27 protein-coding genes and 1 riboswitch are annotated in these 25778 nt (G+C 56.8%); of the genes, 14 read left to right on the forward strand and 13 right to left on the reverse strand.

All coding sequences use genetic code 11. The annotated features are described in order from the left end of the window. Nucleotide 1 precedes the first annotated feature (1 nt). Both ACQG22_RS08380 and hpxK read left to right on the forward strand, forming a co-directional pair. Nucleotides 2–1243 (forward strand): pyridoxal-phosphate-dependent aminotransferase family protein, encoded by a 1242-nt coding sequence (locus ACQG22_RS08380; RefSeq protein ID WP_038419062.1) that lies wholly within the window; start codon nt 2–4, stop codon nt 1241–1243. After that, nucleotides 1240–2478, forward strand: coding sequence for an allantoate amidohydrolase (hpxK, locus tag ACQG22_RS08385; protein WP_058661137.1), 1239 nt, complete (start codon nt 1240–1242; stop codon nt 2476–2478). The genes ACQG22_RS08380 and hpxK overlap by 4 nt, the downstream gene beginning before the upstream one ends. Here hpxK and ACQG22_RS08390 read toward each other — a convergent pair. Further along, on the reverse strand, nt 2475–3590 hold the full coding sequence (locus ACQG22_RS08390) for an ABC transporter ATP-binding protein (protein WP_013097218.1): 1116 nt from the start codon (nt 3588–3590) through the stop codon (nt 2475–2477). The two genes, hpxK and ACQG22_RS08390, sit on opposite strands and share 4 nt — an antisense overlap. A gap of 321 nt (nt 3591–3911) precedes the next feature. Here ACQG22_RS08390 and ACQG22_RS08395 point away from each other — a divergent pair, with 321 nt between their 5' ends. From ACQG22_RS08395 to ACQG22_RS08420, 6 genes are all read left to right on the forward strand, one after another. Further along, nucleotides 3912–5126, forward strand: coding sequence for an extracellular solute-binding protein (locus ACQG22_RS08395; protein ID WP_013097217.1), 1215 nt, complete (start codon nt 3912–3914; stop codon nt 5124–5126). 57 nt (nt 5127–5183) lie between these two features. Next, a complete protein-coding gene (locus ACQG22_RS08400; RefSeq protein ID WP_058661136.1) occupies nt 5184–6488 on the forward strand; it encodes a carbohydrate ABC transporter permease in 1305 nt (434 codons plus the stop codon). Nucleotides 6489–6499: 11 nt separating this feature from the next. Continuing rightward, nucleotides 6500–7351: a sugar ABC transporter permease gene (locus ACQG22_RS08405; RefSeq protein ID WP_013097215.1), complete on the forward strand. Its 852-nt coding sequence runs from the start codon at nt 6500–6502 to the stop codon at nt 7349–7351. 2 nt (nt 7352–7353) lie between these two features. After that, complete coding sequence (locus tag ACQG22_RS08410) at nt 7354–8556, forward strand: glycoside hydrolase family 53 protein (RefSeq protein WP_038985539.1); 1203 nt, start codon at nt 7354–7356, stop codon at nt 8554–8556. A 29-nt stretch (nt 8557–8585) separates the two neighbouring features. After that, the gene (locus ACQG22_RS08415; RefSeq protein WP_023620985.1) at nt 8586–10643 is read left to right on the forward strand and encodes a beta-galactosidase; all 2058 of its coding nucleotides are present in this window, start codon (nt 8586–8588) and stop codon (nt 10641–10643) included. Nucleotides 10644–10773: 130 nt separating this feature from the next. Beyond that, entirely contained in the window at nt 10774–11016 is a 243-nt protein-coding gene (locus tag ACQG22_RS08420; RefSeq protein WP_013097212.1) for a PTS transporter subunit EIIB, read from the forward strand. Between the two features lie 102 nt (nt 11017–11118). On the opposite strand, the gene ACQG22_RS08425 is transcribed toward ACQG22_RS08420, so the two are convergent. Continuing rightward, nucleotides 11119–12384, reverse strand: a complete 1266-nt coding sequence (locus ACQG22_RS08425) for a maltoporin (protein ID WP_013097211.1) — start codon at nt 12382–12384, stop codon at nt 11119–11121. A 269-nt stretch (nt 12385–12653) separates the two neighbouring features. On the opposite strand from ACQG22_RS08425, the gene ACQG22_RS08430 reads away from it, so the two are divergent. After that, nucleotides 12654–13730 (forward strand): LacI family DNA-binding transcriptional regulator, encoded by a 1077-nt coding sequence (locus ACQG22_RS08430; RefSeq protein WP_038419069.1) that lies wholly within the window; start codon nt 12654–12656, stop codon nt 13728–13730. Between the two features lie 42 nt (nt 13731–13772). On the opposite strand, the gene ACQG22_RS08435 is transcribed toward ACQG22_RS08430, so the two are convergent. Then, nucleotides 13773–14774, reverse strand: a complete 1002-nt coding sequence (locus ACQG22_RS08435) for a magnesium transporter (RefSeq protein ID WP_129327472.1) — start codon at nt 14772–14774, stop codon at nt 13773–13775. A gap of 59 nt (nt 14775–14833) precedes the next feature. Further along, a riboswitch (M-box (ykoK) riboswitch) is annotated at nt 14834–15003 on the reverse strand. Between the two features lie 156 nt (nt 15004–15159). On the opposite strand from ACQG22_RS08435, the gene ACQG22_RS08440 reads away from it, so the two are divergent. Beyond that, the gene (locus ACQG22_RS08440; protein ID WP_029883255.1) at nt 15160–15663 is read left to right on the forward strand and encodes a DedA family protein; all 504 of its coding nucleotides are present in this window, start codon (nt 15160–15162) and stop codon (nt 15661–15663) included. Nucleotide 15664: 1 nt separating this feature from the next. Here ACQG22_RS08440 and ACQG22_RS08445 read toward each other — a convergent pair whose 3' ends face one another. Further along, nucleotides 15665–16414 carry an SDR family oxidoreductase gene (locus tag ACQG22_RS08445; RefSeq protein ID WP_013097207.1) on the reverse strand — a complete coding sequence of 250 codons (750 nt, stop codon included), beginning with the start codon at nt 16412–16414 and terminating at the stop codon, nt 15665–15667. Nucleotides 16415–16514: 100 nt separating this feature from the next. On the opposite strand from ACQG22_RS08445, the gene ACQG22_RS08450 reads away from it, so the two are divergent. Further along, nucleotides 16515–16874 carry a winged helix-turn-helix transcriptional regulator gene (locus tag ACQG22_RS08450; RefSeq protein WP_013097206.1) on the forward strand — a complete coding sequence of 120 codons (360 nt, stop codon included), beginning with the start codon at nt 16515–16517 and terminating at the stop codon, nt 16872–16874. A 1-nt stretch (nt 16875) separates the two neighbouring features. Here ACQG22_RS08450 and ACQG22_RS08455 read toward each other — a convergent pair whose 3' ends face one another. Beyond that, nucleotides 16876–17670: an SDR family NAD(P)-dependent oxidoreductase gene (locus ACQG22_RS08455; RefSeq protein WP_013097205.1), complete on the reverse strand. Its 795-nt coding sequence runs from the start codon at nt 17668–17670 to the stop codon at nt 16876–16878. Between the two features lie 125 nt (nt 17671–17795). Then, a complete protein-coding gene (locus ACQG22_RS08460; RefSeq protein WP_045902799.1) occupies nt 17796–18239 on the reverse strand; it encodes a winged helix-turn-helix transcriptional regulator in 444 nt (147 codons plus the stop codon). 152 nt (nt 18240–18391) lie between these two features. Here ACQG22_RS08460 and agp point away from each other — a divergent pair, with 152 nt between their 5' ends. Continuing rightward, nucleotides 18392–19633 (forward strand): bifunctional glucose-1-phosphatase/inositol phosphatase, encoded by a 1242-nt coding sequence (gene agp, locus ACQG22_RS08465; RefSeq protein WP_038419075.1) that lies wholly within the window; start codon nt 18392–18394, stop codon nt 19631–19633. 32 nt (nt 19634–19665) lie between these two features. Here agp and ACQG22_RS08470 read toward each other — a convergent pair whose 3' ends face one another. Together ACQG22_RS08470 and wrbA are read right to left on the reverse strand one after the other, a co-directional pair. After that, entirely contained in the window at nt 19666–19893 is a 228-nt protein-coding gene (locus tag ACQG22_RS08470) for a YccJ family protein (RefSeq protein ID WP_008499832.1), read from the reverse strand. 18 nt (nt 19894–19911) lie between these two features. Next, on the reverse strand, nt 19912–20508 hold the full coding sequence (gene wrbA, locus ACQG22_RS08475) for an NAD(P)H:quinone oxidoreductase (protein ID WP_025755888.1): 597 nt from the start codon (nt 20506–20508) through the stop codon (nt 19912–19914). 391 nt (nt 20509–20899) lie between these two features. Here wrbA and ACQG22_RS08480 point away from each other — a divergent pair, with 391 nt between their 5' ends. Beyond that, nucleotides 20900–21070: a general stress protein gene (locus ACQG22_RS08480; protein WP_013097201.1), complete on the forward strand. Its 171-nt coding sequence runs from the start codon at nt 20900–20902 to the stop codon at nt 21068–21070. 120 nt (nt 21071–21190) lie between these two features. Continuing rightward, nucleotides 21191–22084, forward strand: a complete 894-nt coding sequence (locus tag ACQG22_RS08485) for a DMT family transporter (RefSeq protein WP_369706427.1) — start codon at nt 21191–21193, stop codon at nt 22082–22084. A gap of 35 nt (nt 22085–22119) precedes the next feature. On the opposite strand, the gene rutG is transcribed toward ACQG22_RS08485, so the two are convergent. From rutG to rutC, 5 genes are read right to left on the reverse strand one after another with little or no spacing between them, the layout of a single operon-like run. Next, nucleotides 22120–23448 (reverse strand): pyrimidine utilization transport protein G, encoded by a 1329-nt coding sequence (gene rutG / locus ACQG22_RS08490; RefSeq protein ID WP_013097199.1) that lies wholly within the window; start codon nt 23446–23448, stop codon nt 22120–22122. A 21-nt stretch (nt 23449–23469) separates the two neighbouring features. Beyond that, complete coding sequence (gene rutF, locus ACQG22_RS08495; RefSeq protein WP_013097198.1) at nt 23470–23964, reverse strand: NADH-dependent FMN reductase RutF; 495 nt, start codon at nt 23962–23964, stop codon at nt 23470–23472. Nucleotides 23965–23973: 9 nt separating this feature from the next. Next, on the reverse strand, nt 23974–24564 hold the full coding sequence (locus tag ACQG22_RS08500) for a malonic semialdehyde reductase (RefSeq protein ID WP_129327473.1): 591 nt from the start codon (nt 24562–24564) through the stop codon (nt 23974–23976). 9 nt (nt 24565–24573) lie between these two features. Further along, complete coding sequence (rutD, locus tag ACQG22_RS08505; protein WP_048972204.1) at nt 24574–25374, reverse strand: pyrimidine utilization protein D; 801 nt, start codon at nt 25372–25374, stop codon at nt 24574–24576. Nucleotides 25375–25381: 7 nt separating this feature from the next. Continuing rightward, a complete protein-coding gene (gene rutC / locus ACQG22_RS08510; protein WP_013097195.1) occupies nt 25382–25768 on the reverse strand; it encodes a pyrimidine utilization protein C in 387 nt (128 codons plus the stop codon). Nucleotides 25769–25778: the final 10 nt, after the last annotated feature.

Below are 25778 nucleotides of genomic sequence, written 5' to 3' on the forward strand. Positions count from 1 at the left end.
AATGGATATCGCTCAATTTCCGCAACTTAATCCGCCGCAGCGTCTGCTGATGGGCCCGGGGCCGATCAATGCCGATCCGCGCGTGCTGCGCGCCATGTCGAGCCAGCTGATTGGTCAGTACGACCCGGCGATGACCCACTATATGAACGAAGTAATGGCGCTCTATCGCGGGGTGTTCCGCACCGAAAACCGCTGGACGATGCTGGTGGACGGCACCTCCCGCGCGGGCATTGAGGCGATTCTGGTGTCGGCCATTCGCCCGGGCGATAAAGTGCTGGTGCCGGTGTTTGGCCGCTTCGGCCATCTGCTGTGCGAAATCGCCCGCCGCTGCCGGGCGGAAGTGCATACCATCGAGGTGCCATGGGGTGAGGTGTTTACCCCGGATCAGGTGGAGGATGCCATCAAACGTATTCGTCCCCGTCTGCTGCTGACCGTGCAGGGGGATACCTCCACCACCATGCTGCAGCCGCTGGCCGAGCTCGGCGCGATTTGCCGCCGTTATGACGTGCTGTTTTACACCGACGCCACCGCGTCGCTCGGGGGGAACGCGCTGGAAACCGATGCCTGGGGGCTGGATGCTGTCTCCGCTGGCATGCAGAAATGCCTTGGCGGTCCGTCCGGCACGTCACCGATCACCCTGAGCCCACGCATGGAAGAGGCGATCCGCCGCCGCAAATGCGTCGAGGAGGGGATCCGCACCGACGCCCATCGCGACGGCGACGAGGAGATGATCTACTCCAACTATTTTGATCTCGGCATGGTGATGGATTACTGGGGGCCGGAGCGGCTGAACCATCACACTGAAGCCACCACCGCGCTGTTTGGCGCCCGCGAATGCGCGCGGCTGATCCTCCAGGAAGGGCTGGACAACGGCATCGCCCGGCACAAGCTGCACGGCGATGCGCTGCTGAAAGGCATTCAGGCGATGGGGCTGGAGACCTTTGGCGATCTGAAGCACAAGATGAACAACGTGCTGGGCGTGGTGATCCCGCAGGGCGTTAACGGCGATCAGGTGCGTAAGCTGATGCTGGAAGATTTCGGTATCGAAATTGGCACCTCGTTTGGCCCGCTGCACGGCAAGGTATGGCGCATTGGCACCATGGGTTATAACGCCCGTAAAGACTGCGTAATGACCACCCTGAGCGCGCTGGAGTCGGTGCTGAACTACCTGAAATTCACCACCCCCCAGGGGGCGGCGATGCAGGCCGCGTGGGATCATTATCGCCGCGAGACGTCACAATGAGCCCGGCGGCAGAGCGGGTGATGGCCCGTGCCGATGCGCTGGCCGCCATCAGCGAAACCCCGGACAGCCTGACGCGGGTTTATCTTTCCACGCAGCATCTGCAGGCCAACCAGCTGGTCGGGCAGTGGATGAGCCAGGCGGGCATGACCGTCTGGCAGGACAGTGTCGGGAATATTTGCGGGCGCTATGAGGCGCAGCTGGAGGGCGCACCGGCGATACTGCTTGGCTCGCATCTGGATACTGTGCGCAATGCCGGGCGCTACGACGGCATGCTTGGCGTGCTCACCGCCATTGAAGTGGTGGACAGTCTGCATCAGCAGGGCGTGCGCCTGGCGCAGGCCATCGAGATTGTTGGCTTCTGCGACGAAGAGGGAACCCGCTTCGGCATCACGCTGTTAGGCAGTCGCGGCCTGACTGGCACCTGGCCGGAGAATTGGCTTGATACCTGTGATGCCAGTGGCGTAAGCGTGGCGCAGGCGATGGTGCAGGCGGGGATGGATCCCGCACGGGTAGCACTTGCCGCGCGGCATCAGGACGATTTCAGCGCCTGTCTGGAGCTGCATATTGAACAGGGGCCGTGCCTGGAGCAGGAGGGGCTGGCGCTGGGGGTGGTGGAAGCCATTAACGGTGCGCGGCGTCTGAACTGTCTCTTTACCGGCGAAGCCGGGCATGCCGGTACCGTGCCGATGGCTCACCGTAAAGATGCCCTGGCCGCGGCTGCCGAATGGATGGTGCAGGTTGAAAACACCACCCGACAGCGCGGCGGCAATCTGGTTGCCACGGTGGGGGCGTTACGCTGCCTGCCCGGCGCGGTCAATGTGATTCCCGGCGAGGTGGCGCTCTCGCTGGATATTCGCGGCCCGCAGGATGCCCCGCTGGACGCACTGCTCACTGAACTGCTCATTCAGGCGGAAGAGATCGCAGCCCGGCGTGGGCTCCGTTTCAACGCCGAGGAGTTTTACCGGATCGCCGCCACGCCCTGCGATGCCAGACTGCAATCGCTGTTAGGGGAAGCCGTGACATCGGTTCAGGGCCGTACGCTATCGCTGCCGAGCGGTGCCGGGCACGACACCATTGCGCTGGCAGAACGCTGGCCGGTGGGGATGTTGTTTGTGCGCTGCAAGGGGGGCATCAGCCACCATCCGGCGGAGTCGGTGATGGCTGAGGATGTCGCGCTGGCGATTGAGGCGTTTGGGCGGGCGGTGAGAGCGCTGGCTGACGGTGGCGCGCGTTAAGCCACCGAACGCACCGCATCTTCGATATCAGCGCTCACCCGTACATCCTGGTCATCAAAAACCATGCAGTGATGGTCGTCAAACGCCACGTCTATCTTCTGCCAGGGCGCGAACTTCACGTCGCCCGGCAGCAAGATCTTCACGTTGTCATGGCCATAGCATTGCCCAAACAGGTAAGTATTGTTTCCCAGTCGCTCCACCACTTCACAGTTAAATTCCAGCCGCGTGCCGCGGTGAAGGTCGGTGGTTAAATGTTCCGGGCGGATGCCCAGCGTGACCTGACTTCCCGGCTGCAGCGGTGTGGTGGTTATCGCGAGCGTGAGCGACTTCTGTTGCGATAGCCTGACGGTAAGCTTACCTGGCTGCCAGGCTTCAACGGTCGCCGACAGAAAGTTCATCTTCGGAGAACCGATAAACCCGGCGACAAACTTATTTGCCGGTTTGTAATAGAGATCCATCGGGGCGCCCATCTGCTCAACCTTGCCATAGTTCATGACCACGATCTTGTCGGCCAGGGTCATCGCTTCGATCTGGTCGTGCGTGACATACACCATGGTGGTTTTCAGCTCCTGATGCAGGCGGGCAAGGTGCAGACGCATCTCGACGCGCAGTTCGGCGTCCAGGTTAGAGAGCGGTTCATCAAACATAAAGACGCGCGGGTTACGCACGATGGCGCGGCCTATTGCCACGCGCTGGCGCTGCCCGCCCGAAAGCTGTTTAGGTTTGCGGTCCAGCAGATGGGAGAGCTGCAGCGTTTTTGCCACCATCTCCACCTGGTGACGGATCTGTTCTTTTGGGACCTTATTCACTTTCAGCCCGTAGCCCATGTTTTCGGCGACCGTCATGTGCGGATAGAGCGCGTAGGACTGAAACACCATGGCCACGCCGCGGTGGGAAGGCGCGACGTCATTCATGACCTCATTACCGATTAAGACTTCACCTTCGCTAATCTCCTCCAGACCGGCAATCATGCGCAGCATGGTCGATTTACCGCAGCCGGAAGGGCCAACAAAGACGGCGAATTCCCCGTCTTCAATTTCAAGATTCACGTTGTGCAAGGTGACGGTGTCGCCAAAGCGCTTGGTGACATTCCTTAACTGTATGTTTGACATCAGTGTTCCCCGAGTAAACCGCTGTCTATGTTTTACGTATAACAATCAGGTTCAACATAGCTGGACGGTGCAATTTGTCTGTATTGACTATAACTTCCAGTATTCATGCGCCCTATACAGATTTTCCATTAATGTTATGACGATCACACAACTTACAGTTTTTTGTAGAGTTATCATGATGTGAAGGGTAGCGTATACCAAACCAAAGATATTTGACGTCATACGTGCAGCATCTGATTTTGATGAATTTTAGATGAGGCAGATAAGGCGTTAAATGTCATAACAACCATAAAATTGTTATACCTTCACATGAGGTTTGTAATGAAAAAGAACCTACTTGCCGCTCTGATCCTCTCTACGCTCTCGGTGCAGGTACATGCCACCACGCAGCTTAACGTCTGGGAAGACATCAAGAAGTCATCCGGTATAAAAGAGGCGGTGGCTGACTTTGAAAAACAGTACGACGTTAAGGTCAACGTCCAGGAAACCCCTTACGCCCAACAGCTGGAAAAACTGCGTCTGGATGGCCCGGCGGGCATTGGCCCGGACGTGCTGGTGATCCCTAACGATCAGCTGGGCGGCGCCGTAGTGCAAGGGTTGCTGACCCCCCTGAATCTGGAGGCTAAGCAGACCGAACAGTACACCCCGGCCTCAATTAATGCCTTCAAAATGGATAATGCCCTCTACGGCGTACCGAAAGCGGTCGAGACGCTGGTGCTGATCTACAACAAAGACCTCATCGACAAGCCCCTCAATTCGCTGCAGGACTGGTATGACTTTTCGAAACAGCAGCGCGCGAAAAACCAGTACGGCCTGCTCGCCAAGTTCGACCAGATTTACTACAGCTGGGGGGCAATTTCCCCGATGGGCGGCTACATCTTCGGTCATAACGACAAGGGCGGCTATAACGCCAGCGACGTTGGCCTGAACAAGCCGGGCGCGGTAGAGGCCGTGACGTACCTTAAAAAATTCTACGCCGACGGGATCTTCCCGGCCGGGATAGTCGGTGACAACGGTCTGAACGCCATTGACTCCCTGTTCACCGAGAAGAAAGCGGCAGCCGTGATCAATGGGCCGTGGGCATTCCAGCCGTATGAAGCAGCAGGGATCAACTACGGCGTTGCGCCGCTGCCAACGCTGCCCGACGGCAAGCCTATGAGTTCTTTCCTTGGCGTGAAAGGCTACGTTGTCTCCACGTGGAGCAAAGACAAAGCCCTGGCGCAGAAATTTATCGAATTCATCAACCAGCCGCAGTATGTGAAAACGCGCTACATCGCCACGCGTGAAATCCCGCCGCTTACCGCGATGATCGACGATCCGATTATCAAAAACGACGAAAAAGCGAGTGCCGTCGCGGTACAGTCGGCGCGCGCAACTGCCATGCCGGGCATCCCTGAAATGGGTGAAGTCTGGGGGCCAGCCAACGCCGCGCTGGAGTTGAGCCTGACCGGCAAACAGGATCCTAAAGCCGCGCTGGATAGCGCAGAAAAACAGGTCCAGATGCAAATCGAAGCCATGCAGGCCAGCAACCAGTAATTTTCTGCCGTCGCAAAACGGGAGGACTCTCTCCCGTTTTTTTGAAAGGAGTTGTCTGTGAGTATCATCCCGGAAAATTTTGCCAGACCGCACGGGGCCGGGCGCCATGCCTGGACCGGCCTGCTGCTAGCGTTCATCCCCGGCTTCGGCCAGTTCTACCATCGTCAGTGGCTGAAAGGGATCATCTTCCTGGTACTGCTGGTGAGTTTTATCGGCGTATTTGCCGATTTTCTGCGCGAAGGGCTGTGGGGGCTGGTGACGCTGGGCGAGGAGGTGCCGCGGGACAACTCTATCTTCCTGCTGGCTGAGGGGATCATCAGCGTGCTGATCGCCGCGTTTGGCGTGATGGTCTGGTACCTGTCGATGCGTGATGCGTGGGTGAATGGCAGAAAACGCGATACGGGACTTGCGCTTAACAGCGTGCGCAAGCAGTACCAGATGCTGCTGAGCGACGGCTTCCCGTATCTGATGATCACGCCCGGCTTTATCCTGCTGGTGTTTGTAGTGGTTTTCCCGATCCTGTTCGGCTTTGCCATCGCCTTTACCAACTACAACCTCTATCACACGCCGCCGGCTAAGCTGGTGGACTGGGTTGGGTTTAAGAACTTCATCAATATCTTCACGCTCTCCATCTGGCGTTCGACCTTCTTCGACGTGCTGCAGTGGACGGTGGTCTGGACCCTGCTCGCTACCACGCTGCAATGTTCGGTAGGCGTGCTGCTGGCCATTCTGATAAACCAGAAAGATCTGCGCTTTAAACCGCTGATCCGCACCATCTTCATTCTGCCCTGGGCGGTGCCGGGCTTTGTCACCATCCTGGTGTTTGCCGGAATGTTTAACGACTCCTTTGGGGTGATCAACAACGCCATTCTGGCCTTCTTCGGCATCGCGCCAAAAGCCTGGATGACCGATCCGTTCTGGACCAAAACGGCGCTAATTATGATGCAGACCTGGCTCGGCTTCCCGTTTGTTTTCGCCATGACCACCGGCGTGCTGCAGGCCATTCCGGACGATCTGTACGAAGCGGCGACCATGGACGGTGCCAGTAGCGCGACTAAGTTGCGTACCATCACGCTGCCGCTGGTGCTTTACTCGATTGCGCCGATTCTGATCACTCAATACACCTTCAACTTCAATAATTTCAACATCATCTACCTGTTTAATAACGGCGGACCGGCGGTGGTAGGGTCGAATGCGGGTGGGACGGATATCCTGGTGTCGTGGATCTACAAACTGACGATGTCCTCTTCGCAATATGCGATTGCGGCGACCATCACTATCCTGCTGTCGATCTTTGTCGTCGGGCTGGCGCTGTGGCAGTTCCGCGCCACGAAATCGTTCAAAAATGACCACATGGCGTAAGGAACGGAACAATGGCTCAATCACAAAGTATTAAACGTGAGAAGTGGGTTCGCCTCTCGCTCTCCTGGCTGGTTATCGTGCTGGTCTCGATAATCATCATTTACCCGCTGGTGTGGACGGTCGGTGCGTCGTTTAACGCGGGTAATAGCCTGCTGAGCTCGTCGATTATTCCAGAGAACTTCTCGGTGCAGCACTATGCCGACCTGTTCAACGGCCAGGTGAACTACATGACCTGGTACTGGAACTCAATGAAAATCAGCTTTCTGACCATGGTACTGACCTTAATCAGCGTCAGCTTTACCGCCTACGCGTTTTCGCGCTTTCGCTTTAAGGGGCGCCAGAACGGTCTGATGCTGTTCCTGCTGCTGCAGATGATCCCCCAGTTCTCGGCGCTGATTGCCATCTTCGTGCTGTCGCAGTTGCTGGGCCTTATCAATAGTCATCTGGCGCTGGTGCTGATCTACGTGGGCGGCATGATCCCGATGAACACTTACCTGATGAAAGGCTACCTTGATGCCATCCCGAAAGATCTGGATGAATCCGCGCGTATGGACGGGGCCAGTAATTTCCGGATTTTCATCGAAATTATCATGCCGCTTTCGAAGCCGATTGTGGCGGTGGTGGCGCTGTTCTCCTTCACCGGGCCGCTGGGGGATTTCATCCTCTCCAGCACCATTTTGCGCACCCCGGACAAATACACCTTACCCATCGGGCTTTATAACCTGGTGGCACAAAAAATGGGGGCCAGCTACACCACCTACGCGGCAGGCGCGGTCCTGATTGCGGTGCCGGTGGCGATCCTCTACCTGGCGTTACAAAAATACTTCGTCTCCGGCCTGACCTCCGGGAGTACCAAAGGATAACCATGAAAAGACTCAAACCCGCTTTGCTCGCCGTTTGCCTCTCATGTGGCCTTGCCGCGAGTGCTTTTGCTGCCGACGCGGTGAAAACGCGTCCGTTTAACACCATGCCTGCAGATTTTATTAAGGGGGCGGATATTTCGACCCTACTGGAAGCCGAACAACACGGCGCGAAATTCTATAACCAGAACGGCCAGCAGCAGGATGCGATTGCGATCCTGAAGGCCAACGGCGTGAACTATGTACGCCTGCGCCTGTGGGTTGATCCACAGGATGCGAGCGGCAAGACCTATGGCGGTGGCAGTAACAACCTGGAAAACACGATTGCGCTGGCGAAGCGCGTGAAGGCGCAGGGCCTGAAGCTGCTGCTCGATTTCCACTACAGCGATTTCTGGACCGATCCGGGCAAACAGTTCAAGCCGAAAGCCTGGGAGAAAATGGACTACCCGCAGCTTAAAACGGCGATCCATGACTACACCCGCGACACCATCGCCCGCTTTAAGCAAGAGGGCGTCCTGCCGGACATGGTGCAGATCGGTAACGAAATCAACGGCGGCATGCTGTGGCCGGAAGGCAAAAGCTGGGGGCAGGGCGGCGGCGAGTTTGACCGTCTGGCCGGACTGCTCAACGCCGCGATTGGCGGGCTAAAAGAGAATCTGACCGGCGGCGAGCAGGTGAAAATCATGCTGCACCTGGCCGAAGGGACTAAAAATGACACCTTCCGCTGGTGGTTTGACGAAATCGCGAAGCGCGGCGTGCCATTCGATATCATCGGCCTGTCAATGTACACCTACTGGAACGGCCCGATTAGCGCGCTGAAGGCCAATATGGATGACATCAGCAGGCGCTATAACAAAGACGTGATTGTGGTGGAAGCGGCATACGGCTATACGCTGGACAACTGCGATAACGCTGAGAACAGCTTCCAGGCGAAAGAAGAAAAAGACGGCGGCTATCCGGGTACCGTTCAGGGCCAGTATGATTATATTCACGATTTAATGCAGTCCGTTATTGATGTTCCGGACCACCGTGGCAAAGGCATCTTTTATTGGGAGCCGACATGGATTGCCGTACCGGGCACCACGTGGGCGACCAAAGCCGGCATGAAATATATTCATGACGAATGGAAAGAGGGGAATGCCCGCGAGAATCAGGCGTTATTTGATTGCCAGGGAAAAGTGCTGCCATCAATAACGGTATTTAAATAATTTTTATCTTCATTCAGGACGTTTTTAATATGAATAAATTTGCGCCTTTAAGCCCAAAGGTCGCGGCGTTATTGCATGGCGCCGACTATAACCCGGAGCAATGGGAGAATTATCCCGGTATTATTGAAAAAGATATTGCCATGATGCAGCAGGCAAAATGTAATGTGATGTCGGTGGGCATATTTAGCTGGGCAAAGCTGGAGCCGCGTGAAGGGGAATATGATTTTGCGTGGCTGGATAATATTATTGAAAAACTGTATGCGGCAGGTATTCATATTTTCCTTGCTACGCCAAGCGGCGCGCGTCCGGCGTGGATGTCGCAAAAATACCCTGAGGTGCTGCGCGTCGGGCGCAACCGGGTGCCCGCGCTGCACGGAGGCCGGCATAACCACTGCATGTCATCGCCAGTGTACCGTGAGAAGACATTCACCATTAACCGCCTGCTGGCGGAGCGTTATTCACACCATCCGGCGGTGCTGGGCTGGCATATCTCTAATGAATACGGCGGCGAATGTCACTGTCACCTGTGTCAGGCACGTTTTCGCGACTGGCTGAAGGCGCGCTATAAAACCCTGGACGCGCTGAACCACGCGTGGTGGAGCACCTTCTGGAGCCACACCTACACCGACTGGTCGCAGATAGAGTCCCCTGCGCCGCAGGGAGAAGTGTCGATTCACGGCCTCAACCTCGACTGGCGTCGCTTCAATACCGCACAGGTGACCGATTTCTGCCGCCATGAAGTGGCCCCGCTAAAAGTAGCGAATGCGGAACTGCCGGTAACCACCAATTTTATGGAGTATTTCTACGACTACGACTACTGGCAGCTTGCGAAGGCGATCGACTTTATCTCCTGGGACAGCTATCCGATGTGGCACAAGGAGAAAGACGAAACGGCGCTCGCCTGCTACACCGCCATGTATCACGACATGATGCGTAGCCTGAAGGGCGGTAAGCCCTTCGTGCTGATGGAGTCGACGCCGAGCACCACCAACTGGCAGCCAACCAGCAAGCTGAAAAAGCCGGGGATGCATATTCTCTCGTCGATGCAGGCGGTGGCGCACGGAGCGGATTCGGTGCAGTACTTCCAGTGGCGTAAAAGCCGCGGGTCGGTGGAGAAATTCCACGGCGCGGTTATCGACCACGTGGGTCATCTGGATACCCGCGTCGGGCGTGAAGTGACGCGCCTGGGCGAGATGCTGGCACGCCTGCCGGAGGTCGCAGGTTGCCGTACCGAGGCCCGGGTGGCGATTGTCTTCGACCAGCAAAACCGCTGGGCGCTGGATGATGCCGAAGGTCCGCGCAATATGGGAATGGAGTACGAAAAAACCGTCAACGAGCACTATCGTCCGTTCTGGGAAAAAGGCATTGCGGTGGATGTCATTGACGCTGACGGCGATCTGAGCGACTACGCGCTGGTGGTGGCCCCCATGCTTTATATGGTACGCGAAGGGTTTGCCGAGCGGGCAGAAGCCTTTGTGGCTAATGGCGGGCATCTGGTGACGACCTACTGGACCGGCGTGGTGGATGAGACCGATCTCTGTCATCTGGGCGGTTTCCCTGGCCCGCTGCGCAAGCTTCTGGGCATCTGGGCGGAAGAGATCGAGTGTCTGGGCGAGGGGGAGCGCAACCTGATTCAGGGGCTGGCAGGCAACGCGGCAGGTTTGCAGGGGCCGTATCAGGTGCGGCATTTATGCGAGCTGATCCACGCTGAGTCCGCACAGGTGCTGGCGACCTACCGCGATGATTTCTACGCAGGTCGCCCTGCGGTAACGGTCAACCGCGTCGGTAAAGGCAAGGCGTGGCATGTCGCTTCACGTAACGATCTGCCGTTCCAGCGCGATTTCTTCGCCGGAATTATCAACGAGCTGGCACTACCGCGCGCCATCGAAGGTGAACTCCCGCCGGGCGTGGTTGCCACGGCACGCACGGATGGCGAAACCACCTGGGTGTTTGTGCAGAACTACACGGCACAGCAGCAGTACATCACGCTGCCACAGGGGTATACCGACTGCATGACAGACGCCGCTGCTGCGGGCGATACCGCTCTGCTGCCCTGGGACTGTCGTGTGCTCAGGCGTAAAGCGTAATTGATTTTCTCCCTCTCCCTGTGGGAGAGGGCTGGGGTGAGGGCATCAGACCGCACCGTCCGGGCAAAAAGGCACAGAACGCCTGCTCCACGAGCAGGCATTTTTTTATCTGCATATAATGAGGCGTATTATGGACAGTCAAATTACCCAGCGTTTAATCCCCGCGTTTGGCGGTGACGATAATATCGAACACGTCGAAGCCTGTATTACCCGCCTGCGCGTGACGGTAAAAGATTTAAATAAAGTTGACTCAGAGGCGTTACAGAATGAAGGGGCGCTGGGGGTAATTATTATTGGCCAGCAGGTGCATGCCATATTTGGCAGACAGTCTGATGCCTTACGTCAGTTATTAGATGAACATTTTAATCAGTAAATAAAAAAAGGGATAGCCAAAATAATGGCTATCCCGAAACAGGCGAATAAACTGCCAGTTGTTGGAGATACAATAACGATTAACGCATTTTAGAAATAAATATTACCACCAGGCTTCAACCTGCACGCCGAAGTTCCAGGTATTACTGGCGGTGCCGTCTTCGAAGGATTTCCCATGTTCGGAATCATTCAGATAAGAGGCAAACACCCGTAGCTCGGGACGTGACATAAAATCAGGTCCGTCCGCCAGACCTAAGGCGATCGTGTACTTCTCACCGCTCTGCTTGTAGTTTGAACCGTCGGTATAGGTATCTTTCTGGTAGAACCCGCCCACTTCACCAATCAGACGCACATATTCGGTGAACTGATACTGCGCGCGGCCCACCAGCGAAATCAGGCGCGATTTATCGGTATACTGCGTGGTGTCATCCGCCGAGCCCCAGGTCAGGACGTGGTTAAAGGAGAGCTTGTCGGTAATGGGAATTAAGCCGGTATTAATCACGCGGTAGCCGCTGGCATCGTTCACATAGTTCCACATGTCGTACCAGCCGCCCCCCTGGGAAACCATGTTCTGCGCCAGACCTTTGTTGGCATACTGCAGCACCAGCTTGTTATAGCCGCCCAGCATGTCCTGGCTGATCTCTCCGGTTACCATCACGCCGTTGTCGGCCTCGTACAGCCCGCCATACTCTTTCTGTTTGTTGGTCGGGTTTGGCATGGCATAGTCAATACCCACTTCCGTCCACGCGCCTGCCCACGGTTTCCAGCCCGCATAGCGGAGATCGATATAGTTGATGTTCACGTCGTTATCACCGTCAACGCGGTAGTCCACGTCGTTGGCATCGCCGCGGATCCAGGCCACGGAGACCGCGCCAGGGCCGAGCGTATAGTTTTCAATACCTGCACCGGATCCCGAGATGTTCCAGTATTTGGTGTCAATGATGTGCAGATCATGACGCTGGTAATAGCGCTTCCCACCCCAGATAACCGCATTCGGATCGCCCGGGATCAACCCCTTGATCTGCAGGTTAAGCTGACGCAGGCCAAACTGAGCGTCGTCGCCAAAGGTGGTTTCGTTATCATTAGAGCCGTCAGACACCATGCTCACCATGCTGTCGAGATAAAAGCTCACGTCGTTCTTTTTGTAGACCTCAGAGCCCAGTTCCAGCTCGCCGTAGGTATCGGCTTCGTTACCCAGACGGCCTATTTTATTCTTCTGCCACTCCTCCATCCCACCATCCCGTGAGACGCCCACGCCGGAGCGAAGATAGCCATGAAAATCAATCGGTACTGAAGACGCAGCAAACAGCGATGGAGACGCTAACGCGGCAGCCAGCGCAACGGATACAGAGCGGATCGTCGTGTTCATTGTTACCCTCTTATTGTTTTGTAATACGTTCACAAATCCGCTGTCATAAAATGCCTAAACCTTCTGGCTGGCAATTGAACGATCCTAAATGTGTGATTAACTGCAAATAAAATAGACAATTTTGTTACGAGTGATGAGCTGTGCCACAAATTATGGCATTGTGAACGTAATACTTTTTGATGGTGTTATGTCTGCGAGGTGAGGGCAGTGAGCGTTTTTTTACAGCGCCCCTGTTACAATCATCGCATAACAACATAAGGAACCGGACCATGAAGTCGAAAAGCGCAACGTTAGAGGACGTCGCACGCCATGCAGGCGTCTCCTATCAGACCGTGTCCAGGGTACTGAATAAATCTGCCAATGTATCCGAGGCCACGCGCCACAAGGTTGAGAAATCCATAGAGTTATTGCGGTATGTGCCGAATCGCCTGGCCCAGCAACTGGTAGGCAAGCAGAGCCAGACCGTCGGGCTGGTGACCATTTCACTGGCTTTGCACGCGCCTTCTCAGGTGGCGGCAGCGGTAAAACGCTATGCGAACGTGGAGGGATACCAGGTACTGATCTCGATGATAGATGAGAACGTCAACCAAAGTATTCAGGACTCTATCAACGAACTGAAGTCCCAGCTGGTGAGCAAGGTGATCATTAACGTGCCTCTGGAGGCCGAAGAGGCGCAGAAAATCGCCACCGACAACGACGATATCGTCTGTCTTTTCCTGGACGTCGACCCGTACAGTTCTGTGTTTAACGTTTCGTTTAACCCGGCGGATGGGACCCGCGCCAGCGTTAAATACCTTTACGAGCTGGGCCATCGCGACATCGCCCTGCTGGCGGGGCCGGAGTCCTCTGTGTCGGCACAGTTGAGGCTAAAAAGCTGGATCGAAACCCTGAAGGGTTACGGGCTGGAGCCCGCTTCGGTGATCCGCGGCAACTGGGATGCGCAGAGCGGGTATGCCGGTGCGCTGCAGATGTTGCGCGAAACGCCGCAGTTTTCCGCCGTACTGGTGGCCAACGACCAGATGGCGCTGGGCGTACTGAGCGCCTTCCACCAGCAGCAGATTTCCATTCCGGGCGAGAAGTCGGTGATTGGCTACGATGATACCTACGAAAGCTCGTTCTTCTACCCGGCGCTGACGACGGTCTCACTGGATTTAGATCTGCAGGGCAAAGAGGCGGTGCGCCGCATTCTGGACAGCGGCGAAGAGAGTGCCCTGCGCATGTCCTCGATTTTACCTGCCCGTCTGGTGGTGCGACAGTCCACCGGGCCGAAAGGGGAGAAGGGAAAAAACCTCCAGGCGCTGGCCCAGCAGCTGCGCGAGATTGCGCATCAACTGGGTGATGTGTAGCGGAGTGAGCACCTCAATCACAGGAAAGAGGTGCTCGTAAGATTACTCCAGCCCCAGCGTATACTGGGCGATTTTGAAGTAGATAATCAGCCCGGTACCGTCGATAAGCGTCGCGATAAACGGCGCGGAGACGACGGCCGGGTCAATGCCGCAGCGCTTGAGTACCATGGGAATAACGGACGAGACTATGGCACTCCACAGCGTAATGCACACCAGCGTCAGGCTGACGATAAGGGTAATTTCCAGCCCAATTCCCATCATCCATGCGCGGATGCACCCGGCAATACCGAGCGTGACGGCAATCATCAGTGAGGTGGTCATCTCTTTGCAAAGTACGCGACCGACATCACGCAGATGCACTTCACCCAGCGCCATAGCGCGCACCAGCGTGGAGGTGATCTGCGTTCCGCTGTTCCCGCCGGTGCCAATCAGCAGCGGGATAAAAAAAGCCAGCGCAATGGCGGACTCCAGCGCCTCTTCAAAGTGCTGGATCACCGAGCTGGTGTAGGCTTCCGCGACAAACAGCAGCAGCAGCCAGACGGAGCGTTTTTTCCACAGGCTGAAGGCGCTGGTCTCCAGATAGGGCTTTTCCAGCGGCAGCGTTGCCCCCTGGAGCTGGGCATCTTCGGTGACATCGTCTTCCAGCAGGTGAGCCATTTCGCGCTCGGTAAGGCAGCCAACCAGCTTGCCGTGGGTGACCACGGGCACCACATCCGCACCGCTGTGAGCCAGCAGTCCGGCGACATCTGCCCGCTCATCTTCCGGTTTGACCTGCAGAAATTGCGACAGCATCAGCGATTTTACCGGCTGTACGGTATCGGTGGTTTGCAGCAATTTGCGTACCGCAATCATGCCTGCCAGGCGACCCTGATCTTCAATGAAAATATGCGACGGAATATCATCGTCTTTTAATTTTTCGAAAAACTGCTCGCGCGCCAGCGCCACGCATAATGAAATATCGAGGACAATAAAATCGGTATTCATATATTGCGCGATAGCGCTGTCATTGAATACCGGGTTCTGGTTGTGAATAGCGTAAGACATAGTGAATTCCCTTTGAATAAAAAATCTCTCAGGGGCGAGCAAGACAGGGCATGTCGAAGAGGAGATCCCCACGTCCTGGGTTCAGCACTGTACACCGTATCCCGTAAGGGAAGTTATACTGACAAAGCCTTGATTCGACAGTGCCTGTTTTACCCTGTGCGGGTTCTCTCGAACCTGCCAGAGCGATAACGTGTATTTGTACAGGAGCCTCGCCATAACGAGATCGTTGTAAACCAGCGGGATAATACGCTTATTTTATTTTCCCGCTCTGGAATTTAAAAAATGTTTAGGGAATGTTTATGTATTCATTATTCATGACGCGTTGAGCCTTTATTTAAACTTGCTCGACTTTAATGGGAGGGTAAATATTCACGAGGAGAGCAAGGTGGCGTGGTTTGACAATCTGCTCAATCATTTTGCGCATTATCCGACGCATCTCTTTGCGCTGCTCTTCGTGCTGGCTTTGAGTAAATCCACGGTGCTGATCTCCTCCGTGCTGCCGCCCGCCTCGGTGATGTTGCTGACCGGGATCACCGTCAGCCAGGCGAGCCTGCATCCGGCGTTGACGTGGCTGGCGGTGGTGATGGGGGCCACGCTCGGTTCGCTGCTGAACTATCATATCGGTCAGTTGATGGGGCATACGCGGCTGGTGACGCGCATTACCTCAAGACATGCCGATACATTTTTGCGGGTGCAGCATCAGCTACAGAAAAACGGCGTGCTGGTGCTCTTCACCGCCCGTTTTCTAGCGGTACTGCGCTATATCGTGCCGCTGGCGGCGGGCATGCTCAGGCTCAACCGGGTGAAGGTTTACGCGGTCAGCCTGTTTTCTGCCGCCGTCTGGGCGGCGCTGTATGTCGGCATTGTCACCGGCATCAGCGCCTTTTAAGTTACAAACTTCCCATTCCGCCGTCGACCAGCAGTTCCGTTCCTACCGTATAGCTGGATTCGTCGGAGGCCAGATAGAGCGCGGCTTTTGCCAGCTCCGTCGTCGAGCCCATTCTGCCCAGCGGCACAAGCTTGATGATCTCCGCCATCATCGCGTTAAGCGTTTCTTCGCTTAAGCCCGTTTTCGTAAAGGCCGGGGTTTCTACCGGGCCGGGGCTCAGACCGTTAACGCGAATGCCGCGCGGTAACAGCTCTGCTGACAGTGTGCGTGCCAGCGACAGCAGGGCGGCCTTGCTCGCGGCATACACGCTGCTGGTGGGCAGGCCGATGCGCGCGCTTACGGAGCCGCACAGGATCACCGAGGACGGATTATTCAGCAGCGGCAGCAGCGCCTGAATTAAAAAGAACGGTCCCTTCAGGTTGATGCCCATCAGACGATCCCAGGCCTCTTCCTGCCACGCTTCCAGCGGCGCGTGGGTCACGTCGCCGGCGTTGAGAAACACCGCGTCCAGGCGTGGCCAGCGGGCGGCAAGCGTCTCCGCCAGCGCTTTTTGCGAAGCAATATCTCCCGCATCGGTCGGGATCACCCAGGCCTTATCGCCCAGAATGCGCTCTGCTTCGGCGAGCGTTTCCGGGTTACGACCGGTGACGGCGACATGCGCCCCTTCGGCGAGAAACACCTGCGCAGTGGCAAGGCCAATGCCGCTGGTTCCGCCGGTAATCAGCGTATATTTACCTGCTAAACGACCCATGTTCTTCTCCTGAAATGTCTCTGGAGAAAGCACTATAGAAACGTTAGTATCGAAAGGAAACCAGGTACCAATTGGATACTAATGCGGCAAGAGGTGTGCTATGGCGGAATTGCTCGATATACGTTGTGAAAAAAATTCTGAGGTTTATGTCTGCCCGATGACGCAGTTTGTGAACCTGATTTCCGGGAAGTGGGCGATCCCTGTTCTTTATCGCCTGATTATCCTCAATGCGCCGGTACGCTTTGGCGATCTGCTGCGCGCTACCGCCCCCATCACGCAAAAAGAACTCACGAAGCAGCTCAGACTGTTCGAACAGCGCGGGCTGGTGTCGCGCACGGTTTACCCGGAGATCCCACCGCGCGTGGAGTACCAGATAACGGGGCTGGGGTTGACCCTGCAAGGGGCGCTCTCGCCGCTGGCCGCCTGGATGAGTGAGTACGGCGACCAGCTTGAGCGTTAGCCTACTGTTTTACATAGCGCGGCGCCGGTATGCCGGTGCGGGCGCTGTTAAACAGTTCCAGACGTGCCGTTTCGTAGCGATCCCACAGGCTGGCATCATGCATTGGCGGAATGGTAATCAGCTCGCCCTGATCCAGACCCGCCAGCGAAGCATCCACCATATCGTCAGTGGTCATCACCGAGCCTTCCGGCAGATCGTTCACCGTCACGCCGGAATGCTGCCAGATTTCTGTTGCCGTTGCGGCGGGTAACACGGCCTGAATACGCAGATTGCTGTCGGCAAACTCCTCCTGTAACCCACGGGTAAAGCTGAGCACCCAGGCTTTGGTGGCGCTGTACAGCGCGCTGCCGGCACGTACGTGCAGGGACAACACCGAGGCGATATTGATAAGCGTACCGTGGTTATTCTGCGCCAGGCGCGGCAGGATCGCATAGGTCAGACGCATCAGCGCCGTGGTATTGAGGGTGTTAATGGCCTGATGCTGGGCCACATCACCCGCAAGGAACGGCGCCATCTGCGCGGTGCCGGCGTTGTTAACCAGCGCATCAATGGCGGTATTGCTACGCAGTTCGTCTTCTACCGCGCGGATCCCGGTTTCATCGGTGAGATCGGCCACCAGAATATCGACGGTCACGCCATAGCGCGCGCGCAGGTCGGCGGCGAGGGTTTGCAGCCGATCCTCGCGGCGGGCGACCAGGACCAGGTTAGCGCCGCGCGCGGCAAGGCGATCGGCATAGACGGCACCAATCCCGGAAGAGGCACCCGTAATCAGGGCGGTAGTGATTTGCGTAGTCATCGTGTGTTACCTCAAAGCAAAGTGGGTTATTTGGTTTCAATATGAAACTGAATTCACTGTCTGCTATTTGGTTTTATAATGCAACTATATTGGTGGTCATTTTGTGCTTTTGCCGTCGGGTACGATCAGGAGGGAAGTTTAGCCACGATCTCTTCAGGCGTAAGTTCGCGGCCATCATCGGCGATAAGCAGCAGTTTACGCAGCGGTTTGCGCTGTTCGCTATCAATGAGAACGGTGCCGCATTCGTTTTCCGCAAACAAAAATTCATTGCCCCACTGGGACAGGGCAACCAGCACCGTCTGGAGTGCGCGTCCCTTGTCGGTCAGAACGTATTCCTGCCAGGCGCTGCCGTCGGAGGCGGGCTGGAGCCGGAGGATGCCTTCATCGACCAGCAGTTTTAGCCGCGCGGTCAGCATGTTTTTCGCGATACCGAGGCTTTTCTGGAACTCGCCGAAGCGTTTAATCCCGCGCAATGCGTCGCGAACAATCAGCAGCGACCACCAGTCGCCGATGATATCCAGCGAACGGGCGACAGGGCAGGTACTCTCTTCAAGACGGGTGCGTTTCACAGGCAAATCTCCGGGCGTATGTAGTTTTATTATAAAACTAATCTGCTCACCGGGTAAGCGTGTTATTCATCAGTTTGAGAAATGCTTCCCGGAAAATTGTCACGGATCTGTCACACTGAACGCGACATTTTAAAACGAGTGAGGAATTAGGGATGAGAAAAGCACTACTCGCGGTGGCCGTAGCCGGTCTCTTTTCAGCAGCCTCCGGGGTGCAGGCGCAAGAGACGCCGGAAGGGTATCAGCTGGAGCAAGTTTTAATTATGAGCCGTCACAACCTGCGCGCACCGCTCGCCAATAACGGCAGCGTGCTGGAGCAGTCCACGCCAAAGCAATGGCCTGAATGGGAAGTGCCGGGCGGTCAGCTCACCACCAAAGGTGGCGTGCTGGAGGTTTACATGGGGCACTACATGCGCGAGTGGCTGGCCCAGCAGGGGATGGTGAAGACGGGAGAATGTCCACCGGCGGAGAGCGTTTATGCTTACGCCAACAGCCTGCAGCGCACCGTAGCCACCGCGCAGTTCTTCATTACCGGGGCTTTCCCGGGCTGCGACGTGCCTGTGCACCATCAGGACAAAATGGGCACCATGGACCCAACCTTTAACCCGGTGATTACCGATAACTCACTGGAATTCCGCGAAAAAGCGCTCAAGGCGATGGAGTCCGAGCGGCAGAAAATGCAGCTTGGCGAAAGCTATAAGCTGCTGGAGCAGATGACGAACTACGCCGATTCGCCGTCATGCAAAGAGAAAAAAGTCTGTTCACTGGCAGACGCGAAAGATACCTTCAGCGCCGACTACGAAAAAGAACCGGGCGTTTCCGGGCCGCTGAAAGTGGGCAACTCGCTGGTGGATGCGTTCACGCTGCAGTATTACGAAGGCTTCCCGGCCGACCAGGTGGCCTGGGGAGAGATTAAAACCGACCAGCAGTGGCGCGTATTGTCGAAGCTGAAAAACGGATATCAGGACTCGCTGTTTACCTCAACCGAGGTGGCGCAAAACGTCGCCAAACCGCTGGTGAAGTATATCGATAACGCCCTGGTGACCGATCAGGCAAAAGCGCCGAAAATCACCCTGCTGGTGGGGCATGACTCCAACATTGCCTCTCTGCTGACGGCGCTGGACTTCAAGCCGTACCAGCTGCATGACCAGCAGGAGCGCACCCCAATCGGCGGCAAAATTGTCTTCCAGCGCTGGCACGACAAAAACGGCAACCGCGAGCTGATGAAAATTGAGTATGTGTATCAGAGCTCAGAGCAGCTGCGTAACGCCAGCGTGCTGTCGCTGCAGTCTCCGGCGCAGCGCGTGACGCTGGAACTGAAGGGGTGTCCGGTGGATGCGAACGGTTTTTGCCCGATCGATAAATTTAATACGGTGATGAACGACGCGGCGAAATAAGATAATCCCCCCGCGCAGGCGGGGGGAAACGCTCAGACGTTTTTACGTTCGATGGTTTGCTCACCCCAGAAGAGCGAGTCTTTGTCCGTTTTTTCGAAGGCGCGTACCAGCACTTCATCATTGCCTTCTTCCCAAATCTGCTCTGCCAGTTTTTCGTCGTATTTCGCGACTTCAAAAATGGCTTCGGCGATCTCCGGAGAGGTATTGCGTAAACTTGCCCATTCGCCCACGTGGTGAGCTTTGGATTCTTGAGTTGGCATGCTTGTCCTCCTGTTGAGTTAGCCGTTCAGTTTTTTGGCCAGACCCGCGACATATTCACCCTGATAGCGGGCGATAGCGAGCTCTTCATTGCTCGGCTGTCGGGATCCATCGCCACCGGCAATGGTGGTTGCACCGTAAGGTGTGCCGCCACGTACCTGAGAGATATCAAACAGTTCCTGCGCGCCATAGCCAATCGGTACAATCACCATCCCATGATGAGCAAGGGTAGTCCAGGTTGAGGTAATCGTCTGTTCCTGGCCTCCGCCGGTCCCGGTGGAGCTGAACACGCTGGCGAGTTTGCCGTACAGTGCGCCAGAGGCCCACAGCCCGCCCGTCTGATCGAGGAAGGTGCGCATCTGGCCTGACATATTGCCAAAACGGGTGGGGGTGCCGAAGATAATGGCGTCGTAATCCGCCAGTTCCTGAGGCGTGGCGACCGGCGCATTCTGGGTTTTTCCTCCGGCTTTGGCGAACGCTTCTGCCTGCATGGTTTCCGGTACGCGTTTTACCACAACCTCCACGCCGTCCACTTTGTTTGCACCTTCTGCTACCGCGTGAGCCATGGTTTCAATGTGTCCATACATGGAATAATAGAGCACCAGAACTTTAGCCATTTTGCATCACTCCTCGTTTGTTTTTTCTGACAGCGAATCGCTGCGTTCATTTAAAGATATGACATCACAGCCAGACTGCAAAAATGAACGGCATTTCTTTGATTTATAACAATATGCTGACCATCGCGGCTTGTAGCAAAATGAAACATTTTTACCGCCGACGATTTTTGAAATGATAAGAAAGGCTTATGAATGACCGCCGCGTTTTCTCACCCAAAAGACTGAGATCTTGTTGCAGAATATTAACTACAGCTTGCCGGATACCCTCAGTCCACTAAGCTTAGTTTCACGCGGCACAGATAAAGGCGCTGTCCTTGAGCCGCGAGGTGAAAGAATCCTCTTTTACTGAATGCAATATGATGTCTAATGTTTCACATACTGGAGGTTAGAGATGGCAAACCATCGTGGTGGTTCAGGTAATTTCGCCGAAGATCGTGAAAGAGCATCAGAAGCAGGCCGTAAAGGTGGCCAGCATAGCGGGGGTAATTTTAAAAATGACCCTCAGCGCGCATCTGAGGCTGGCAAAAAAGGGGGTAAAAACAGCCATGGCGGTAATAAGTAAGTCGCCGGGTTGAAAGACCTCTGCCGCCGGGATCTCCCGGCGGTTTTTTTATTTCTGTAACATTGAACTGCAATCAAAGGCATCGCACACTAGTCCCTTCATTCTACGTTCTGGTGCCTCATGTCTTTTTCTCGTTTTACCTTCTCCGTCAAACCTCAGGAAGCGATCCTCATTCTGATCACCATGTTCTGGGGCGGAACATTTCTCGCCGTCCAGTATGCGGTCACCCTGAGCGATCCGTTCTTCTTTGTCGGCCTGCGCTTTGCGACGGCAGCGATTGCCGTGGGGTTGATCTCGTTGAAAACCCTGCGCGGACTGACCCTGCAGGAGTTCAAGGCCGGGGTGGCGATTGGCGTGGCGATTGCCATGGGGTATAGCCTGCAGACGTGGGGGTTACAGTCAATCTCCAGCAGTAAATCGGCCTTTATCACCGCCATGTATGTGCCGCTGGTGCCGTTACTGCAATGGCTGTGTCTGGGACGCCTGCCGGGTGTGATGTCCTGCATTGGTATTGTGCTGGCGTTCATCGGCCTGATTTTGCTGGCCGGGCCGGAAAATAACCTGCTGGCAATGGGGCCGGGCGAGATCATTACCCTGGTGGGAGCCATTGCGATTGCCGCGGAAATTATCCTCATTAGCGCCTGGGCCGGGAAGGTCGACGTTAAGCGCGTCACGGTGGTACAGCTTGCCACGGCGTCGCTGGTGGCGTTCGCGACGATGGTTCCGGCAGGGGAGTCGGTTCCGCCGATGTCTGCCGGGCTGGTGGTGGTGGCACTGGGACTGGGTATTTTCAGCGCCATTATTCAGGTGACCATGAACTGGGCACAGCGCAGCGTGTCGCCGACGCGGGCGACGGTGATCTACACCGGTGAACCGGTCTGGGCGGGGATTTTTGGACGCATTGCCGGAGAACGCTTACCGCTGCTGGCGCTGGTCGGCGCGGCGTTTATCGTTGTTGGGGTGCTGGTGAGTGAGCTAAAGCTCAAAAAAAGACGTAAGGCGATTGCCGGGTAAGCGCAGCGTCACCCGGCAAGTAAGGGGCCTTTATATCAGGTGGAGGGGGTGATGGCTTCCCCTTGCGCTTCATCCCCTTTCCGGCGGCTCAGCAGGGCATTAAGCAGGATCGCCCCAAAGGTCGCCGTACCAATCCCGCCAACCGTAAACCCGCCCAGCGTCAGGGCAAAATCACCTGCACCCAGCACCAGCGTGACCGCCACCATAATCAGGTTACTGTTCTGGCTGAGATCGACGCGATGCTGTACCCAGATGCGCGCTCCCGCCACGGCAATCAACCCGAACACCACAATCGATGCGCCGCCGATGACCGGCGAGGGAATGGTGTGGATCAGCGCACCAAATTTTGGTGAGAAGCCGAGCAGCATCGCCATGACCGCCGCCGCCACGAACACCAGCGTGGAGTAGACTTTCGTTACCGCCATCACGCCAATGTTCTCGGCGTAGGTGGTGACACCGCTGCCGCCCACCGACCCGGAGAGCATCGTCGCCAGGCCATCCCCGACAAACGCGCGCCCCATATACGGATCCATACTGCGCCCGGTCATGCCCGCCACGGCCTTCAGATGCCCTAAGTTCTCCGCCACCAGGATCACCGCGACAGGGGCGATAAGCATCATGGCCTGCGTGTTAAAGGTTGGAGACGTGATCTGCGGCAGACCGAACCAGGCAGCCTGATGGAGCAGGGTAAAGTCGACAGGCTTGCCGAAACCAAAGACATTGGCCAGCAGGGCGTAGATCAGACAGGCCACAATCAGCCCGACCAGAATCAGCAGACGCTGGACCATGCCGCGGGTGAATACCGCCACCAGACCGATACACAGCACGGTGATCACCGCCATCCAGCTCTCAAACGGCGAGCCGGAGACACTCTTCACGGCAATTGGCGCCAGGTTCAGGCCAATCGCCATCACCACCGCGCCGGTAACCACTGGCGGCATCATTCGCTCGATCCAGCGGGTTCCGATCTTCATCACTACGACGCCAATCAGGGTATAGACCAGACCACAGGCGATAATGCCGCCGAGGGCGACGCTGAGGTTGGGGTTGATCCCCTGACCGTTAAACCCGGTGGTGGCGATGACCACGCCGACAAAGGCGGCGCTGGAGCCCAGATAGCTGGGCACGCGCCCGCCGGTGACAAAAAAGAACAGCAGGGTGCCAATACCCGACATCAGAATGGAGAGATTGGGGTCAAGGCCCATCAGCATCGGCATCAGCACCGTTGCTCCAAACATGGCAACCGCGTGCTGCACGCCCATCACCAGGGTTTGCCCGAGCGGGAGCCGTTCATCCGGCGCGACCACGCCAGGTTCTGTAGAGGTCGATTTCAACTGCCAGTGGGGAAATCCGAACATTGCCATGAGCTGCTTCCTTAAGAAGGGTTAACAGGCGGGTCGCATAAGCGCGTGGTAGCCGCGGTCAAACCACACCAGCCCCTGCGGGGCGGGGTGGCGGATAATGGACACGATGTCGCAAAACAGAATGTCGTGGGTGCCGACGCTGACCACCTGGCTGATACGGCAATCAAACGAGGCCAGCGCCTCCTCCAGACGCGGGCAGCCCGTCTCGCCCGTCTGCCAGCGGGCAGCGGCGAAGCGATCTTCCATCGGCGTTTTGCCGCCAAACAGGTTGGAGAGTGGCTCCTGTCCGGCGCTCAGGGTGTTGACGCACAGGGTGCGGTTTTCGCTAAACGTCGGCCAGACGGACGCGCCGCGGTTAAGACACACCAATAGCGTCGGGGGCGAGTCGGTGACGCTGCATACGGCGCTGGCGGTGAAGCCCGCTCTGCCAGCAGGGCCGTCGGTGGTGATGATATTGACCGCCGCGCCTACACAGGCCATTGCATCGCGAAAGGTTTGTTTATCGGGTGTCGTCATGATGGCTCCTTACGCCAGCCCGCAGGCGTCTTCAAAGGCCAGGCGCGGCAGACGGCCGTAGAGTTTGCCCACATCGCCATAGCCGATATTGATCAGCAGATTGCTTTTCAGCAGCGTGCCGGTGAAAAAGGCTTCGTCGACTTTTTGCCGGTCAAAACCGGACATCGGGCCGGTATCCAGCCCCAGGGCACGACAGGCAAAGATGAGATAAGCGGCCTGCATGGAGCTGTTGCGAAAGGCGGTCTCTTTTGCGTGCGCGGGGCTGGTGGTAAACCAGCTCTTCGCATCCCCGTGCGGGAACAGTTCAGGCAGACGCTCATAGAATTCCGTGTCCCACGCCACAATCGCGGTGACCGGTGCGGTGAGGGTTTTCTCCAGGTTTCCGCTGGAGAGTGCGGGGCGCAGCTTCTCTTTACCCTCTGCGCTGCGCACAAACACAATACGGGCCGGGGAACAGTTAGCGGAGGTAGGCCCCCATTTCATCAGGTCGTAGATCTCGCGCAGCGTCTCGTCGCTGACCGGTATGTCCAGCCAGCCGTTGTGGGTGCGTGCGCCGGTGAACAGTGAATCCAGCGCGGCAGAGGTAATGGCTTCGCTCATCGAAACTCCTTATAAAGCGGGTTCATGGCTGTGCAGCAGGCTGGCAAGCCCGTTCAGCAGCAGGGTATTAAACGTTTCTGGCTCGGTGACGTTGCAGGCATGACCGCCCTGGCGCATCACCACGCTGTGGCTGTGCGGGAGCGCAGCCTGCAGCTCAGACGAGCAGACAGAGGGCACCAGCAGGTCATCGGCGGAACAGATAAGGTGTACCGGGCAGGCGATGCGGGCGGCATGGCGGCTAAAATCAGCCTTTTTCAGCGCGTTCAGCCTGCGCAGCAGATTGTTTTTGCCCTGAAAGTGCGCCAGCGCCAGTGCCTCTTCAGCCTCCAGACGCGGTGCGCGAGCGGCCATCCAGTCTGCCGGATAGAGAAACAGCGGCTGCGCCTCTACCCACGCCTGCGCGCCACCGGCATGCAGCAGCCGTTCGCGGATCTGAAAGCAGCGTCGGGTATGGGCATTCAGCGTCAGCCAGCCGTTGACGCACACCAGCGCTTTGAGTGCATCGGGGGTGTCGAGCGCCAGTTGCAGGCCGATCAGCGCCCCCAGCGCATGGCCGACCACACAGTAACGGGTGATGCCGACCGCGGTCAGCGCCTGTGCCAGCTCACCGGCCATCTGCGCCAGGGTGTACTCTTCCGGCAGGGTGTCAGGGTTATTGCCGGTGCCACGCTGGTCGTAACAGACCACCTGATACTCCTGTTCCAGCGCGGCTAGCTGGGGCAACCAGTAGCTGCCGCCCCCGCCGAGTCCGGCAATCAGCACCACGACGGGCGCGCCGTCAAACGGGGGCGGTGAGACGGAGAGCTTCATGGCAGCCTCACTTTCCAATGTGCGCAACGGTGGCGATTTCAACCAGCGCGTCCGGCTTCACCAGCCCGCACTGAATGCAGAAGCGGGCCGGCTTATCGCCGGGGAAGAACTCCGCGTAGATCTCGTTAATCGCGGCGTAGTTTTTCCAGTCGGTGATAAAGATGCTGTTGAACGTCACATCCTCCATCGTGCCACCTGCGGTTTCGATCACGGTCTTGATCGTCTCCAGCACGTGGCGCGTTTGCGCCTTTGGGTCGTTGATAAACACCACGTTGTTGTCTTTATCAAACGGCAGGGTACCGGAGACGTACACCACGCCATCGGCGAGCGTGCCGGGGACAAACGGCGCAATCGGCGTGCTGGTGCCCGGTGGAATAATCACGGATTTCGGCATCGTATGTCTC

The sequence above is a fragment of the Enterobacter cloacae complex sp. 309I3 genome, assembly GCF_050031595.1.
Lineage (GTDB): Bacteria > Pseudomonadota > Gammaproteobacteria > Enterobacterales > Enterobacteriaceae > Enterobacter > Enterobacter cloacae.